Genomic DNA, 16,403 nt, shown 5'->3' with positions numbered 1-16,403 from the left:
TTCCCTGCATGGCGGCGGTGGCCCCGCGCAGGAACGCGCGCGTTCGGCGGTTCCGCCAGCCAGGATAACGGTCAGCAGACAAAGGCAGGTTCGCGATGCTCGCCTACGATTTCAGCGGCAAGTCAGCGGTGGTCACGGGTGCGGGCGGCGGCATGGGCGAGGCGATCGCGCTGGCGCTGGCCCGGGCCGGCGCCAGGGTCACGGCCATCGACATGAAGGGCAAGCCCGACAGCTTGGCGGCCGCCGGCGACCGCATCCATTTCGCGCAAGGCGATCTGCGCGACCTCGCCTTCGTCGAGAAGACCATCGCCGGCGCCAACCAGCGCGCCGGCCGGCTCGATTATCTGGCCAATGTCGCGGGTGTGCTCTGGTTCGGGCGCGACAAGTCGGCGCTGGAGATGGATCTGGGCGTCTGGGACGAGGTGATGGCGATCAATCTCAAGACCATGGTCCATACCGCGCGGGCGGCGGTGCCATTCATGCGCAAGAGCGGCGGCGGCGCCATGGTCCATGTCTCGACCGTGCAGTGGATGCGCGGCGATCCGCATCCCCAGGACGCCTATCAGGCCTCGAAGGCCGCGGTCTGCGCCTTCTCGCGCTCGCTCGCCATGCAGCTCGCGGCCGACAAGATCCGCTCCAACTCCATCCTGCCCGGCGCCACCCTGACGCCGCTCCAGGCGCGCTGGGACACCGACGATGTGCGGCGCCAGGTGGCGGACTATATCCCGATCAAGCGCATCGGCACGGCGGAGGACATGGCGCGGGCGACGATGTTCCTGCTTTCAGATCATGCCAGCTACATTACCGGCGTCGAGCTGCCGGTCGATGGCGGGCTGCTTCTGCGGAACTGACCTAGCGGCCTTCTTCGTGACGGCGGATGAAATCCACCGTCGCGCGGGTCAGGATCTCCGGCTGATCGCGGTGGGGCGAGTGCCGGCAGGCCGGGATCTTCAGGAGCTCGGTCTGCGGTGCCTGCGCCTTGATGCCGTCGATCTGCTGCATGGTCGCATACTCGTCGTCGATCCCCTGGACCGCGAGCAGCGGGCAGCGAATGGCGCCGAGTTCCTTTTCGATGTTCCAGTCACGGAACTCGGGGCTTAGCCAGGCATCGCACCAGCCATAGAAGGCCGAATCCGGATCGACATGATAGGTCGAGAGCCGATCGCGGAAGTCGGTGGTCTCGTAAGCCAGCTTGGCCTTGGCGATACCCTTCACGCCCTTCTCTTCGACGAAATAATGCGGCGCCACGACGATGGCGCCTTTCAGCGCGTCGGGCATCGACGCCGCATAGAGCAGCGCGATCGTGCCGCCGTCGCTATGGCCGAAGAGCCAGGGTTTCTCCGTGCCGGCGCCGGCTGCCTGCAGCAGGGCGGGCAGGACCTCGCGCGCCTGGCGATGGAGATAGTCGGGCGCCCAGCGTTCGCCGGGCGCGCGTGGGCTGGAGCGCCCATAGCCGGGCCGCGAATAGACCAGGCCGCGGAAGCCGCCGGCCTCGCACAGGGTGAGGGGATAATCGCGCCAGGCCGCGATCGAGCCCAGCCCCTCATGCAAGAACACGACCAGGGGCGCGCCATCGCGCCCGCGTCCGATCCAGCGATATTCCAGCCGCAGCTGGCGGCCGTCCCACGCGATCTCGGCGAACTCGATGGTCATGAGCGGGGATTACAGCGCCTCGGCGATGATCTTGGCGGCGTCGTCGATATCCGTGCCGATGGCGCGGCCGGCGGCCTTGCCGTCGCGCTTCTTCAGGGCCTTGAGCAGCGCATGGTGATGGATCTGCGGCGGCACGGCCGTCGACTTGGCATAGGCCGCCTGCTGGATCGTCAGCAGCGGCCCGATCTGGAGCCAGAGCGATTCGATGAGGGAAACCAGGATCGGCAGGCCGGACTTCCGATAGAGATAGAAATGGAACTCGCGATTACTCTCGAGATAGCCCGGCGACTGGGTCGCGTTGGGACGCTCCATCACGTCGTTGAGGCGTTCGAGCGCCCCAATATCGGCATCGGTGATGCGGCCCGCGGCTTCTTCGGCAGCCAGGCTCTCCAGCGAAATCCGGATCTGGGTGATCTCGTAGAAGCGTTCGCGCGTGATGACGGGAAGTGCCACCGAGCGGTTGGGCAGCATTTCCAGGACCTGCTCCGCCACCAGCCGGCGCAGGGCCTCGCGCACCGGCATGAGGCTGATGCCGAAGGCGGCGGCGAGGCTGCGGATCGTCATGCGCACGCCGGGCTCGAGCCGGCCCGCCATGATCGCCTGCTTCAACTGCAGATAGACCTCGTCGTTCAGCGTGTTGCGCTGGAGCTTCGGCACTTCGAACGGACCGTTCCCGGCGCGCTTGGGGCGCGCCGCCGCCACCGCGTCTAGCGACAGGCTTGCACGGGCAGGCTTCTTGGCGGGATGCTTGGTCATCGACGAACTCCGATCGGCCCGGGCCGGCGAACTGGGGCTTGGCGCCCGGCGCCCCCCGCGAATCATCACAAGGGCCGCCGGCCGGCAAGTGCTACCGGCGAGGGTACCCAGGACTCCTGACCGGCGGGACGAGAATAATAGAATATCATGCCTTGTGATCACATGGCATTTTTGCTAATGGGTTGAGGGTCGGAAGCGGGCATCAAGACCCAGTGACCGGACATCCAACGGTCGCCTCGGACGACAGCAAGGGGGCGCGGCGCGGTTCAACGCAACCGGTCGAGCGCACCTTGCTTCGCGCGGGGCGTCGCGGTGAGCGCGGGCCCGGAACCCGCGGCCAGGAATGGGGGAGGTCGGAGTGAGCAGTCCCGAAACGCAGCAGCCCTCGGCCGCCGATGTCGGTTTCGATCCGATTCTGATGGCCGTGCTTTCGAGCCGCTTCGAATCGATCATCCGGGAGATGACCAACACGGTCATGAAGGCGAGCCGGTCGAGCGTGATCAAGAACGCGCGCGACATGTCCTGCGGCATCCTCACCTACGACCATCGCCTGGTGTCGGTCGAGGAAGCGCTGCCGATCCATGTGACCGCGCTCGAGCTGACCACCGAGCCCATCACCAAGCTCTTCGACGATATCAAGGAAGGCGACGCCTATCTCAACAACAGCCCCTTCTTCGGCGGCACGCATCATGCCGACCTGACGCTCTGCGTCCCGGTGTTCCATGAGGGCGAGCCGCTGTTCTGGACTCTGGCGCGGTCGCACCATGCCGATGTCGGCGCGCCGCAGCCCACGACCTACCTGCCTTACGCCAAGGACATCTATGAAGAGGGCATGCATTTTCCCTGCGTGCGCTTCCAGGAGAATTTCAAGGACAAGGCCGATCTGGTTCGCATGGCGAAGCAGAAGATCCGCGTCAACAACATCTGGTATGGCGACTATCGCGCCCAGGTCGGCGCCTGCCGCACCGGCGAGCGGCGCATCAAGGAGTTGATCCAGAAGTACGGCGCCGCCACCATCAAGCAGTTCATCGAAGCGTGGATGGAATATGGCAAGCGGCGCGCGATTGCGGCGATCCAGAAGCTGCCGAGCGGAACCTTCAGCTATCAGGTCCGTCACGATCCCGTTCCCGGCGTCGCCGACGAGGGCGTGCCGATCAAGGCCGTGGTGACGATCGATTCCCAGGAAGGTCTCATCACCGTCGATGTGCGCGACAATCCGGACTGCGTGCCGGGCGGGCTGAATCTGTCCGAAGCCTGCGCCGTCGCCTCCTGCCGCATCGGCGTCTTCTACAATATCGATCCGTCGATCCCGCATAATGCGGGCAGCGCCAGCCGCATCGTGCCGCTGTTGCGCGACGGCTGCGTCGTCGGTCGCCCGACCTATCCGATCGGCACCTCCTGCGCCACCAGCAACTGCAACGAGCGGCTGGCCAATGCCGTGCAATGCACCTTCTCGCAGATGGGCGAGCCCTATGGCATGGCCGAAGGCGGCGGCAATTTCTCGGCGGCCCTGGGTGTCGTCTCGGGCACCGACAGCCGGCGCAAGGAAACAGTGCAGTACATCACACAGCTCATGCTGGGCCTTTCCGGCGGACCGGGCCATAAGGGCCATGACGGCTGGCTGACCTACGAATGTTCCGTCGGCAACGGGATCATGGTGAGCGATTCGATCGAGGTCGACGAGGCCATGTACCCGATCCTGATCGAGGAGCGCCGCGTCGCGCCTGACAGCATGGGCTTCGGCGAATGGAACGGCGCCCCCGGCACGCAGGGGGCCTATCGCTCGCTCACGGGCGACATGGTGCTCGAATATTGCGGCGATGGCGGGACCTTTCCGGCGCGCGGCGTGCTGAAGGGCCTCGACGGCGCGCCCTCGGGCACCTGGAAGCGCAGCGCCAACGGCCATGTCGACCGGCTGCCGGATTTCCACCAGGAGAAGGTTCGCTCCGGCGAGGCGGTCATGTTCCGCAGCGCTGCCGGCGGCGGCTATGGCGATCCGCTGAAGCGGCCGCCCGAACGTGTGGCCCGCGACGTGAACAAGAAATGGCTGACCCCGCAAAAGGCGGCCGAGATCTATGGCGTGGCGCTGAGCCTGTCGAAGGACGGCATCGACTATGACGTCGATTTGGCGGCAACGCGCCGGCTGCGGGAAGCGCGCACTCCGGCCTGAGGCGTTGGAGGCCAGCTCGGACAGATGGGGCCGGGCCGGTCATGAAACTCGAACGATAAAAGACTTTCATAGGGAGGATCGCATCATGGGCCTGAAACTGTTCGGAACGGCCGCGGCGTTGGGCCTGGCTGCCTCGCTGCTCGCCACCGGCGCCACGCGCGCCGACGAGAAGCCGATCATCATCGGCGCCGCCATTGCACTCAGCGGCGATATCGCCCCCTACGACGACGGTCCCGCCAAGGGCATGGAACTGGCGATCGCCGACATCAACAAGAATGGCGGCCTCCTCGGCCGGCAGATCAAGATCATCTATTCGGACACCAAATCCGACATCGCCTATGGCTCGACCGCGGCGCAGGACGTGATCGACAAGGGCGCCGACATGGTCGTCGTGACCTGCGATTACGATTACGGCGGAGCGGCGGCGACGGTCGCCGATTCCAAGAATCTGATCGCCTTCTCGACCTGCGCCGGCGATCCCAAGTTCGGTCCCAGCGGCATCGGCCCCAACGCCTTCACCATGGCGACCGGTTCGCCCGGTCAGGCGGCGCTGATGGCCGAATGGGCCTATCAGAAGAAGGGCTGGAAGACGGCCTATGTGCTGCTCGACACCAGCATCGCCTTCGACGCCACCTGGGCCGCGACCTTCCAGAAGCGTTGGATCGAGTTGGCCGGCAAGGACAATTTTCTCGGCCAGGATACCTTCGGCGGCGAGGATACTTCGATCGCTTCGCAGATCACCAGGATCAAGGGGCTCGCGAAACAACCTGACCTGATTGTGATCTGCTCCTTCCCGCCGCAGGGTCCGAGCGCAATCCGGCAGTTGCGGGCAGCCGGTCTGAATCAGCCGCTGATCGGCTCGGAATCCTGGGATGGCGACTTCTGGCTCGAGGCTGTTCCCGATCTTTCCAACATGTATATCGTGACCTATGGCTCGATCTTCGGCACCGATCCGCGGCCCGAGGCGCAGGCGTTCTTCAAAGCCTTCCAGGACAAGTTCGGCGCCCGTCCCGTGACGTCGCATGCCATGACCGGATATGGCGTGATCCAGGCCTGGAGCAAGGCCGTCACCGATGCGGGGACACTCGACACCGATAAAGTTCGTGAGCAGTTGCAGAGTTTCAAGGACGTGCCGACGCTCGTGGGTCCCACGACCTATACCAAGGATGTCCATATCAACTTGCAGCGTGACATGATCGTGCTCGGCATCCAGAACGGCAAACACGGCAACAGCGAAGGCGTCTTCCGCGCGCAGGAAGTGCCGCAGTAGCGCCTGAGACCGAAGATCGGCATTCGAGGATTGGTGCTCTGCCCATGCAGGAGCGGAAGGAAGCAGGCCGGGGCCATGCCCCGGCCTCGCTCGAGACCATCGACGTGGCCGTCCATTTCCAGGGTGTGCGCGCGATCGATGGCGTGAGCCTGACGCTCAATCTCGGTGAGATCCTCGGGCTGATCGGGCCCAACGGCGCCGGCAAGACCACGCTGGTGAATGTCCTGACGGGCTTCCAGCAGCCCGCCCGCGGCTCCGTCCGGATGGGTGGAGAGGACATCACCGGTCTGGTCTCATACAAGCGCAGCCGTCTGGGGCTGGCCCGGACCTTCCAGAACGTCCTGCTCTTCGGGGGCATGAGCGTGATCGAGAATGTCGAGGCAGGCGCCATCGCGTGCGGTCTCGATCGCCATGCCGGCCGCCGCCGCGCCTGGGAAACGCTCGAATGGCTGGGGTTGGCGCATCTGGCCGAGGCCCGCGCTGACACCCTGCCCTTCGGCGAGGAGCGCCGCATCGGCATCGGTCGCGCGCTTTGCGGCCGGCCCACCTTCCTGCTGCTGGACGAGCCTGCGGCCGGGCTCAACACCGCCGAATGCGACGAGCTGCTGACGATCATCAGCGGCATCCGCAAGGAGTTCGGCTGCGGCGTGCTGTTGATCGAGCATAAGATGCCGCTGGTGTTCGGTCTCTGCGATCGCATCCAGGTGCTGGACCAGGGCCGCACCATTGCGCTCGGCGTGCCGACGGCGGTCGCGGCCGATCCGCTGGTGCGCCAGGCCTATCTCGGCGACGAGGTCGCGTGATCATGCTGAAGGTCAGCGATCTCCATGTGACCTACGGCAATGTCGCGGCGCTCCGCGGCGTCTCGATCGAAGTGCAGGCGGGCGAGATCGTCGCCGTGATCGGCCCCAATGGCGCCGGCAAATCGACCCTGTTGCTGACCATCGCGGGCGTGGTGAAGCCGGCCCGCGGCGCCGTCGCGCTCGAAGACAGCTCGATCCTCGGCATCGCGCCGGAAAAACTGGTCACGCGCGGGCTGTCGCTGGTGCCGGAGGGCCGTCATATCTTCGCTTCCATGACGGTCGCGGAGAATATCCGCCTGGGCGGCACTGGACGGCAGGACAAGCCCGCGATCGCGCAGGACCGCGACCGGGTGCTCGCCATGTTCCCGATCCTGCAGCAGCGGCTGCAGCAGAAGGCGGGCCAGCTTTCCGGCGGCGAGCAGCAGATGCTGGCGATCGCGCGCGCGATCATGGCGCGGCCGCGATTGTTGCTGATCGACGAGCCGTCGCTGGGCCTGGCACCGCTTATCGTCAACCAGGTCTATGAGGCGGTCTCGGCGCTGCGCGACGGCGGCGTCACGGTGCTGGTGGTGGAGCAGAACGTCCATCGCGCGCTCGCCGTCGCCGACCGCACTTATGTGATGAATTCCGGCTCGGTCACCATGGCGGGCCGTTCCTCGGAGCTGAAGACGGCCGAGGGTTTTCAGGAGGCCTATTTCGGCTTCCGCGCCGCCAAGGGGGTGGTCGCGTGAATTTCCTGCAAAGCCTCATCGATGCCAGCAGCCTCGGCGCCGTCTACGCGCTGGCGGCGCTCGGCATCGGCCTGACATTCTCGATCATGCGGCTGATCAATTTCGCCCATGGCGAGCTCATCATGATCGGCGGCTACACGCTCTATATGTCGGCGAGCCAGCCCTATCTGGTGATGGGGATCGCGGCCCTTCTGGTGGTGACGATCCTGGCGCTGGGGATGGAGCGCGTAGCCTTCCGGCCTCTGCGCGGCGCCAGCCCGGCCACCCTGCTGATCGCGTCCTTTGCTGTCTCCTTCCTGCTGCAACATGTCGCCATGATGATCTTCGGTGCGCGGCCGGTAGCGATCGACTTCCTCTCGCCCCTCAATCAGAGTCTCGAGATCGGCGCGTTGCGGGTGCCGTGGCTCCAATTGCTGGCGCTGGGCGTCACCCTCCTGCTGCTGGTCGGGCTCTCCAGCTTCTTCCGCTGGACCGCGATCGGGGTGCAGATGCGGGCGGCGGCCGAGGATTTCACCATGGCGCGCCTGGTGGGCATTCCCGCCAACCGCGTGATCGCGGCGGCCTTCGCCATCTCCGGCACGCTCGCCAGCATCGTCTCGGTCTATATGGTGGCGCAGACCGGCGGCGCCTCCTACAAGATGGGCGTCAATATGGTGCTGTTCGCCTTCGTCGCTTCGGTCATCGGCGGCATGGGTTCGCTCGCCGGGGCGGCCCTGGGCGGTTTCCTGGTCGGCGTCGTCTCGGTGCTGCTCCAGACCTATCTGCCCGAAGGCATGCGGCTCTATCGCGACGCCTTCGTCTTCGCGCTCTTCATCGCCTTCCTGCTCTGGCGGCCGGAAGGGTTGCTGGTGAAGGCTTCCGACCGGGAGAGGGTCTAGGCCATGGCCGAATCCTGGTCCGTCGAACGCCAGCGCAAGCTCAAGAGCTGCCTGTTCCTCGCGGCGCTGATCGTGCTCGCGGCCTTGCTGGCGGCGCTGGGTCCGCCGGCGCTGCAACGTACGGTCACCGAGGCCATCATCAAGCTGGTGGTCGTGCTCGGCATGTTCATCTTCGTCGGCAATTCGGGCGTGCTCTCCTTCGGCCATATCGCCTTCATGGCGATCGCCGGCTACAGCTCGGCCATCATGACCATTCCGCCGGTCAAGAAGGCGGTGCTGCTGAAGCTGCCGCCGGCGCTCGAAGCCCTGCAGGTGCCCGTCGCCGTGGCGGCGGTCATCGCCGCCGCGGTGACCGGGCTCTTCGCGCTCATCGTTGGTGCGCCGATCATGCGGCTCAAGGGCATCGCCCTGCCGATGGCGACCTTCGGCGTGCTGATGGTGGTCCATGTCGTCACCGCCAACTGGCAGGAGGTGACGGGCGGGCGCCAGGCGCTGGTGGGACTGCCGGTCTATGTCAATCTCTGGGTGGCGCTGGGGGCGGCGCTGGTGACGCTGGTCGTGGCCGCCGCGTATAAGCAGTCGCGGCGCGGCCTGCTGCTGCAATGCTCGCGTGAGAACGAGGTGGCGGCGACGGCGTCCGGCATCGATCCGGCGCGCGAGCGGCTGGTGGCCTTCGTCATCAGCGCCGTCTTCGTCGGTTTGGGCGGCGTGCTCTATGCGCATTTCATCGGCACGGTCACCGCCAACACCTTCTATCTCAACCTGACCTTCACCACGCTCGCGATGCTGGTGGTCGGCGGGATGCGCAGTCTGACGGGGGCGGTGGTCGGCGTCGCCGTGGTCTCGGCGGTATCGGAGATCTTCCGTACCATCGAGAAGGGCATTTCCATCGGTGACACGGTCCTGTCGGCGCCGCCCGGCCTGCAGGAGATCGCGCTGGCGCTGATGATGCTGTTGATCCTGATCTTCCGCCCGCAGGGGCTGGTGGGCGATTTCGAGCTGGCTTGGCCAAAATGGGGTCGGGGCGACCCGAAGCCGGCGGCGTCGGCGGCCCCCGACGCGAGAGCATAGAGAACCGACATGTTCGTAGGCTGCATCGATATCGGCGGAACCTTCACCGACCTCATCCTCTATGAGCGCGGCAAAGGGCTCGAGATCATGAAATCCCCGACCACGCCCGGCGAGTTCGAGCGCGGCTTCATGGATGTGCTGACCCTGGCCGCCAAATCGCGCGGGCTGTCCCTGACCGACTTCCTGGCGAAGCTCGAGCTTCTGGTGCATGGCACCACCGTTTCGACCAATGCGCTGGTCGAAGGCAAGGTCGCGACCGCGGGTCTGATCTGCAATGCGGGCCATCCCGACATCCTCACGCTGCGCGAGGCGCCGCGCAAACGCGCCTTCCTGACCAAGATCGATTATCCGGAGCCCTATATCCCGCGCAAATTCACCTGCGAGGTGCGGGGCCGGATCGACTCCATGGGCAACGAGATCGATCCCCTGGTCGAGGCCGACGTCGTGGCGGCGGCGAAGCATCTCGAGACCTGCAACGTCGCGGCGGTTGCCGTCAGTCTGCTCTGGTCGATCGTCAATCCGAAGCATGAGCTGCGCGTGCGCGAGATCCTGCAGAACGAGCTGCCCGGCATCCCCGTGACCCTGAGCCATGAGCTCAATCCGGTGCCGCGCGAATACCGCCGCACCATTGCGACCGCGATCAACGCCTCGCTCTATCCGATCGTCGGCGCCTATGTGAGCCAGCTCGACCAGGCGCTGCGCGCGGCCGGCTACAAGAACGAGCTCCTCATCGCCAATTGCGTCGGCGGCATGATGCCGCCGGACGAAATCATCGCCCGGCCGATCTACAGCGTCATGTCGGGCCCCACTTTGGCGCCGATCGCCGCGATGCATCTCACCACCGATCCCAACGTGATCGTGGTCGATATGGGCGGCACCACCTTCGACGTCTCGGCGCTGCGCGACCGCCAGCTCGTGGTCACGCCGGAGGCGACCTTTGGCATGGACATGCTGGGAATCCCCAAGATCGACGTGCGCTCGGTAGGGGCCGGCGGCGGCAGCATCGCCTGGGTCGATGCCGGCGGCCTGATCAAGGTCGGCCCGCAGAGTGCCGCCGCCAAGCCCGGTCCGGCCTGCTATGGCAAGGGCGGGACCGAGGCCACGGTCACCGACGCCAATGTCGTGCTCGGCATCATCGATCCGGACTATTTCCTCGGCGGGCAGATGAAGCTCGATCGGGGCAGGGCGGTCGAGGCGGTCGAGCGCTTCGCCAGGAAGGTCGGTCTCGGCACGGTCGAGGCGGCCTACGCGATCTACACCACCTCGAACCACAACATGATCGGCGCGGTCGAGGACATCACCGTCAATGAGGGCATCGACCCGCGCGACAGCTATCTGGTGTCGGGCGGCGGGGCCACCGCCTGCCATATCGGCGAGATGGCGCAGATCCTGGGCATCAAGCGCTTCATGATCCCGAGCTTCGCGGCCGGTTTGAGCGCCTATGGCGGCCTCATCTCCGACGTGCGCTGGGAAGAGGCGGCGACGCTGCATGAAACGCATACGGATTTCGATGTCGAGCGCACCAACGCCCTGATCGACCGCCTGCGCCAGCGCGGCCGCGATTTCCTCGACCGGGCCGGCTTCCCGCGCAACAGGCAGCGCTTCGAATATGCCTATCAGGGCCGCTATCTCTACCAGTCCTGGGATATCGAGGTGCCCTTCACGCTGCCGGGCGACCGGCTCGGCGCGGGCGACTTCCCGCGGCTGGCGGCGGCCTTCCACCAGATGCATGAGCGCATCTACACCATCAAGGATGAGAACGACGTGGTCGAGTTCACCACCTGGAAGGTGCGGGCGGTGGGCGACACCGGCGGGGCTGACCGCCGGGGCGTCGATCTGCCGAGGCAGGTAGGCCTGCCGGCGCCGAAGTCACGCCGGAAGGTCTATCTCGGCGCCAAGCAGGGCTTCGTCGAGCTGCCGGTCTATCAGGGCGACAAACTGGGCAGCGGCGCGCGCATCGACGGTCCGGCGCTGATCGAGGAGCCCACCACGACCATCCTGCTGCTCAAGGGCCAGACGGCCGTGACCGATGCGCACCGGAACTATCTGGTTGAATTGAGGGTCTGAATAAGACCGGTGCGAGGGAACATCGCCGCGTAGCAGGCGTTACGTCGTTTTCTGCACCCAGAAAGGAGCAGACGATGGCAACCCGGAAGAAGATGTCTCCAAGAAAGACCTCATCCAAGAGGGCCTCTCTCAAAACCGGCCGGCGCAAGACCAGTCCCAGCGCGAGCAAGATTAAACGCTGGTCTGCGGGCGTGATGGCTAAGAGCGATGCCCTCGACCTCACCCCGACGGTGTTCAAATGGGCGGATCCGAAGCGCATCGCCCGCTCGCTCAAGCGCTCGGCCGAAACCAGCCACCGACGGAGAGCAGGCCCTTACCAGTCCGCCATGTCGATGTTGAACTTCTATATTAATCGCGGCGGCCGCAATCTCTCGCCAGCCAGAAAAAAGTTCTCGAGCGGGCGAAGATGGAGCTGAAGGAGCTCTTTCACCGCGAATGAGTGGGAACGGATCCGCTAGGCGCGGTCGCGGAGCCTCGTCTCGCCTTTATGGCCGGCGCAGTGATTGCAGCAGAAGATGGCGCCATCGGCTTCGAGCCCGTGGCCGACGATCTTGACGCCGCAATGGGCGCAAATGGGCGCCAGGGCCTGGATGGCGCATTCGAAGGAATCGAAGGTGTGGCTGGTGCCGCCGATGATGACTTCGAACGCCTTGTCGTAGCTATTTCCGCAGGATTCGCAGGGCTTCATGGAGGGGTCTCCCGCTGATGGCGGCCGGCGGCGCCGGCCTGCTTCTCAACGGCGGGCGCAGGCGGGCGGTTCCGCGGCCTTGCGGCGGGGGCCGGTTCTTTGAATACTGGCGGTCCCAACCCTCAAGACCTCCCGGGAGTGCGATCATGGCAGCCGAGGAAGCCAAGCCGGCCGGCGGGCCCGGCAAGCTCGTCATCCGCAATATCGGTCTGCTGCTGAGCGGCGACCTGCAGAAACCCATCCTCGACGCCGACGCGATCGTCGCGGTCGACGGCCGCATCTCCGCCGTCGGCCGGGCCAGAGACCTGGACCTGTCGGGCGCGGGCACGGTGATCGACGCCAAGGAGACGGCCGTGGCGCCGGGCCTGATCGACAGCCACGTCCATCCGGTGGCCGGCGACTGGACGCCGCGCCAGAGTCAGATCAACTGGATCGACAGCTATCTCCATGGCGGCGTGACCACCATGATCTCGGCCGGCGAGGTCCATATGCCGGGCCGACCCAAGGACATCGTCGGGGTCAAGGCGATGGCGATCTTCGCCCAGCGCGCCTTCGCCAATTTCCGCTCCAGCGGGGTCAAGGTCCATGGCGGCGCGCCGGTGATCGAGACCGGCATGAGCGAGGAGGATTTCAAGGAACTCGGCGCCGCCGGCGTGAAGTATCTGGGCGAGGTGGGGCTGGGCGGCGTCAAGGACGGGCCGACCGCCCGGAAGATGGTCGCCTGGGCCCGCAAATACGGAATCCAGAGCACGATCCATACCGGCGGCCCCTCGATCCCGGGCTCGGGCCTGATCGACAAGGATGTGGTGCTGGAGGCCGACACCGACGTGGTCGGCCATATCAATGGCGGACATACGGCCCTGCCGGACGATCAGATCCGCTGCATCTGCGAGGGCTGCCAGCGCGGGCTCGAACTGGTCCATAACGGCAATGAGCGCTCGGCGCTCTTCACGCTGCGCACCGCCAAGGAGATGGGTCAGCTCGAGCGCGTCATCCTCGGCACCGATGCGCCGGCGGGATCGGGCGTGCAGCCGCTCGGCATCCTGCGCATGATCTCGATGCTGTCCTCGCTGGGCGACATTCCGGCCGAGATCGCGATCTGCTTCGCCACCGGCAACACCGCGCGGATGCGCTCGCTCGATTGCGGCCTGATCGAGAAGGGGCGGGCGGCCGACTTCGTCTTCCTCGACAAGGCGCAGCATTCGCCGGGCAAGACCATGCTCGACAGCATCCGGCTGGGTGACCTGCCGGGCGTGGGCATGACCGTCATCGACGGGATCGTCCGCACCCAGCGCAGCCGCAACACGCCGCCCGCGACCCGCATCCCCGAGCTCGCCGCGCATTGAGCGCGGCCGCAATTCCCTCATTCACGCCAGAGACGAAGCCTTATTCATGATCGATCCGAAGTCCGTGGAACCCTATCTCGATCGGGTTCTCGCCGAAGTTTCCTTCCCCGAGCTGCCCAACCATTACAAGGGCAAGGTGCGCGACAATTACGACCTGCCCGATGGGCGGCGCATCATCGTCGCGACCGATCGCCTGAGCGCCTTCGACCGGATCCTGACCTCGATTCCTCTAAAGGGCCAGGTGCTGACCCAGACCGCGCGCTTCTGGTTCGAGGCGACCGGCGACATCTGTCCCAACCATGTGCTGGCCTATCCCGATCCCAATGTCGTGGCCTGTCGGCGCCTGACCATCATGCCGGTCGAGATCGTGGTGCGCGATTATCTGGCCGGCACCACCGGCACCTCGATCTGGCCGATGTACAAGGCGGGAAAGCGCGAGATGTACGGGATCAGGTTCCCGGACGGCATGCGCGAGAACCAGAAGCTGCCGCAGACCATCATCACGCCGACGACCAAGGCCTTCGATGCCGGCCATGACGAGCCGCTCTCGGCGGCCGAGATCGTCGAGCGCAAGGTCCTGACCCGCCCGCAATGGGACCAGCTCTCCCGATACGCGCTGGCGCTGTTCGCGCGCGGCCGCGAAATGGCCGCCAGGCGCGGGCTGATCCTGGTCGATACCAAATACGAGTTCGGTCTCGACGAGGGCGGCCGGATCATCCTCGCCGACGAGATCCACACGCCCGACAGCAGCCGCTACTGGTTCGCCGACAGCTACGAGGCGCGCGTCGCGGCCGGCCAGCGGCCCGAAAGCTTCGACAAGGATTTCGTGAGGAGCTGGGTGACCGCGCGCTGCAATCCCTACAAGGACCCGATCCCCGAGATCCCCCGCGAGATGCGGTTGAAGACGGCGGCGGTCTATATCGAGGCGTTCGAGCGGATCACAGGGCAGACATTCGCCTGGCCCGATCCGAAGGTCGCGCCGATGGAGCGGATCGGGCGGGCGTTGAAGGGTTATTTGAACGGGTAGTGTCTTCTCTCCTCTCCGCCCGCGTAGCGGGGGAAGAGGGTTGCGCAGGCTTAGGCGAGACGAAGTCGAGCCTTAGCCGAAGCTGGGAGAGGTGGGCCTTTCTTGCGCACACACCCTCTCCCAGCTCCGAGTAAGTCTCCGCTTCGCTCCGACTAACTCTTCGCAACCCTCCCCTCGCTCCGTGAAGGGGAGGGAAGAAGAAGCTATTTCGCATCCGCCAGCACGAATTCCGAGCCGCGTTCGCCGATCATGATCGTCGGCGCGTTGATGTTGCCGGACGTCACGGTGGGGAAGATCGAGGAATCGACGATCCGCAAGCCCGACAGGCCATGCACGCGCAGCCGCGGATCGACCACGGACTCCTTCGGGTCCGGCCCCATGCGCGCGCTGCCGCAGGGATGGAAGACCGAATAGGCGCGGGCGCGGATGTCGGCGGCGATTTCGTCGTCGGTGGTGCCGCCCGGGCCCGGATGCAGCCGTTCCGCAATGACCGAGGCGAGCGAGGGGGCCTTCGCCAGTTTCGCCATGAAACGGATGCCCTCGACCAGTTCCTGCATGTCGTGATTGGTCGACATCAGGTTGAGCTGGATCGCCGGCGCCTGGTTCGGATCGCTCGATTTGATCTCGAGATGCCCGCGGCTGGTCGGCCGGGTGGGCGAGACGCTGATGATGAAGCCGGGGAAGGGGTCGGGGCCCATCAGCTTCTTCACGCCGGGCAGCGCCTTCTCATAGGTGAGCGGCGAGAAATAGAGCTGGATGTTGGGCCGGTCCAGATCGGGCCGGGAGCGGAAGTAACCGCCGCCCTGATTGACGCTGAGCGAGAGCGGCCCCTTGCGCGTCAGGATATATTGCAGCCCGACCCGCAGCTTGCCCCACCAGGGATAGAGAACGTTGTTCAGGCTCGGCTGCGAGGCCCGGTAGATATAGTCGTAGCAGACATGGTCCTGCATATAGCGGCCGACCGCCGGGCTCTCGTGATGGACGGCGACGCCGACCCGCTTCAGGAGCTCGGCCGGTCCGACGCCTGAAAGCTGCAGCAGCTGGGGCGTGTTGATCGAGCCGCCGGAGAGGATGACCTCGCGGGCTGCGAAGGCCCTCATCTCCCGGCCGTTCTGGCGATAGGCGATCCCGGTCGCGCGCTTGCCCTCGAACAGGATCCGGGTCGCGAGCGCGCCGGTCTCGACGCGGAGATTGGCGCGGCCCTGCGCCGGCCAGAGATAGGCGCGTGAGGAGGACCAGCGCAGCCCGTTCTTGGTGGTGATCTGGTAGAGACCGACACCCTCGATCGTCTCGCCATTGAGATCGGGCGTGTATTTCAGCCCGGCCTCCTGGCCCGCCTTCACATAGAGGTGACTCAGCGGATGGACGGCGTTTCTGATGTCGTCGACATGGAGCGGTCCGCCGGCGCCGTGGAAGGGACCGGCACCCAGCGCATGGTCCTCCATCTTGCGATAGGTCTGGAGCACCTCTTTCCAGCCCCAGCCGCTGTTGCCCATCGCCTCCCAGTCTTCGTAGTCGCCCGCCTGGCCCCGCGAATAGACCATGGCGTTGATCGAGCTGGATCCGCCCAGGATCTTGCCGCGCGGCACATAGTTGGTGCGGTTGTTCAGGCCGGGGATGGGTTCGGACTGATACATCCAGTTGAGGACGGGATTGTAGAAAGTCTTGCCATAGCCGATCGGCACCTGGACCCAGAAGCGGCGGTCGGAGGGGCCGGCCTCGAGCAGCAGCACCTTGTGGCGCCCGTTCTCGGTCAGGCGGTTGGCCAGCACGCAGCCGGCCGAGCCGGCGCCGACGATGATGTAGTCGTAGCGGTCGGGAGAGCCGGCCGGGCCGTCCTGGGATGCAGTCTGGGTCATGCGGGGTCGCGAGGGCTCCTCAGGGTCGCTGATCGGGCGCGGGGCAGCGCCTCAGCCGGGCGCACTCAAGCACAAGGAACGGGG

General features: G+C 65.9%; 15 protein-coding genes. 11 read left to right on the top strand and 4 right to left on the bottom strand.

What is annotated here, in order from left to right; genetic code table 11:
* The first annotated feature begins 95 nt into the window (after window positions 1-95).
* The gene (locus FRZ44_RS17285; protein WP_151178356.1) at window positions 96-851 is read left to right on the top strand and encodes an SDR family NAD(P)-dependent oxidoreductase; all 756 of its coding nucleotides are present in this window, start codon (window positions 96-98) and stop codon (window positions 849-851) included.
* Window position 852: 1 nt separating this feature from the next.
* On the opposite strand, the gene FRZ44_RS17280 is transcribed toward FRZ44_RS17285, so the two are convergent.
* On the bottom strand, window positions 853-1,653 hold the full coding sequence (locus FRZ44_RS17280) for an alpha/beta fold hydrolase (RefSeq protein ID WP_151178355.1): 801 nt from the start codon (window positions 1,651-1,653) through the stop codon (window positions 853-855).
* A gap of 9 nt (window positions 1,654-1,662) precedes the next feature.
* Window positions 1,663-2,409 carry a GntR family transcriptional regulator gene (locus FRZ44_RS17275; RefSeq protein WP_191908152.1) on the bottom strand — a complete coding sequence of 249 codons (747 nt, stop codon included), beginning with the start codon at window positions 2,407-2,409 and terminating at the stop codon, window positions 1,663-1,665.
* A gap of 358 nt (window positions 2,410-2,767) precedes the next feature.
* On the opposite strand from FRZ44_RS17275, the gene FRZ44_RS17270 reads away from it, so the two are divergent.
* The 8 genes from FRZ44_RS17270 to FRZ44_RS17235 all read left to right on the top strand — a co-directional run bounded on the left by FRZ44_RS17270 (window position 2,768) and on the right by FRZ44_RS17235 (window position 11,815).
* Complete coding sequence (locus FRZ44_RS17270) at window positions 2,768-4,579, top strand: hydantoinase B/oxoprolinase family protein (RefSeq protein WP_225308312.1); 1,812 nt, start codon at window positions 2,768-2,770, stop codon at window positions 4,577-4,579.
* An 85-nt stretch (window positions 4,580-4,664) separates the two neighbouring features.
* A complete protein-coding gene (locus FRZ44_RS17265; protein WP_191908151.1) occupies window positions 4,665-5,849 on the top strand; it encodes an ABC transporter substrate-binding protein in 1,185 nt (394 codons plus the stop codon).
* 44 nt (window positions 5,850-5,893) lie between these two features.
* On the top strand, window positions 5,894-6,652 hold the full coding sequence (locus FRZ44_RS17260) for an ABC transporter ATP-binding protein (protein ID WP_151178351.1): 759 nt from the start codon (window positions 5,894-5,896) through the stop codon (window positions 6,650-6,652).
* 2 nt (window positions 6,653-6,654) lie between these two features.
* Window positions 6,655-7,383, top strand: coding sequence for an ABC transporter ATP-binding protein (locus FRZ44_RS17255; protein ID WP_151178350.1), 729 nt, complete (start codon window positions 6,655-6,657; stop codon window positions 7,381-7,383).
* A complete protein-coding gene (locus tag FRZ44_RS17250; protein WP_151178349.1) occupies window positions 7,380-8,261 on the top strand; it encodes a branched-chain amino acid ABC transporter permease in 882 nt (293 codons plus the stop codon). Before FRZ44_RS17255 ends, FRZ44_RS17250 begins: the two co-directional genes overlap by 4 nt.
* Before the next feature lie 3 nt (window positions 8,262-8,264).
* Window positions 8,265-9,332, top strand: coding sequence for a branched-chain amino acid ABC transporter permease (locus tag FRZ44_RS17245; protein ID WP_151178348.1), 1,068 nt, complete (start codon window positions 8,265-8,267; stop codon window positions 9,330-9,332).
* Window positions 9,333-9,341: 9 nt separating this feature from the next.
* Window positions 9,342-11,399, top strand: a complete 2,058-nt coding sequence (locus tag FRZ44_RS17240) for a hydantoinase/oxoprolinase family protein (RefSeq protein WP_151178347.1) — start codon at window positions 9,342-9,344, stop codon at window positions 11,397-11,399.
* A gap of 74 nt (window positions 11,400-11,473) precedes the next feature.
* A complete protein-coding gene (locus tag FRZ44_RS17235; RefSeq protein WP_225308311.1) occupies window positions 11,474-11,815 on the top strand; it encodes a DUF3175 domain-containing protein in 342 nt (113 codons plus the stop codon).
* A 38-nt stretch (window positions 11,816-11,853) separates the two neighbouring features.
* On the opposite strand, the gene FRZ44_RS17230 is transcribed toward FRZ44_RS17235, so the two are convergent.
* Window positions 11,854-12,087, bottom strand: coding sequence for a hypothetical protein (locus FRZ44_RS17230; protein WP_151178346.1), 234 nt, complete (start codon window positions 12,085-12,087; stop codon window positions 11,854-11,856).
* A 146-nt stretch (window positions 12,088-12,233) separates the two neighbouring features.
* Here FRZ44_RS17230 and FRZ44_RS17225 point away from each other — a divergent pair, with 146 nt between their 5' ends.
* Window positions 12,234-13,433, top strand: coding sequence for an amidohydrolase family protein (locus FRZ44_RS17225; protein WP_151178345.1), 1,200 nt, complete (start codon window positions 12,234-12,236; stop codon window positions 13,431-13,433).
* 46 nt (window positions 13,434-13,479) lie between these two features.
* A complete protein-coding gene (locus FRZ44_RS17220) occupies window positions 13,480-14,460 on the top strand; it encodes a phosphoribosylaminoimidazolesuccinocarboxamide synthase (RefSeq protein WP_151178344.1) in 981 nt (326 codons plus the stop codon).
* 203 nt (window positions 14,461-14,663) lie between these two features.
* Here the strand turns inward: FRZ44_RS17220 and FRZ44_RS17215 are convergent, their stop codons facing one another.
* On the bottom strand, window positions 14,664-16,319 hold the full coding sequence (locus tag FRZ44_RS17215; protein ID WP_151178343.1) for a GMC family oxidoreductase: 1,656 nt from the start codon (window positions 16,317-16,319) through the stop codon (window positions 14,664-14,666).
* Window positions 16,320-16,403: the final 84 nt, after the last annotated feature.

Source organism: Hypericibacter terrae (genome assembly GCF_008728855.1).
In the GTDB taxonomy this organism is placed as follows: domain Bacteria; phylum Pseudomonadota; class Alphaproteobacteria; order Dongiales; family Dongiaceae; genus Hypericibacter; species Hypericibacter terrae.
This window is presented reverse-complemented; position numbering and strand designations above follow the sequence as displayed.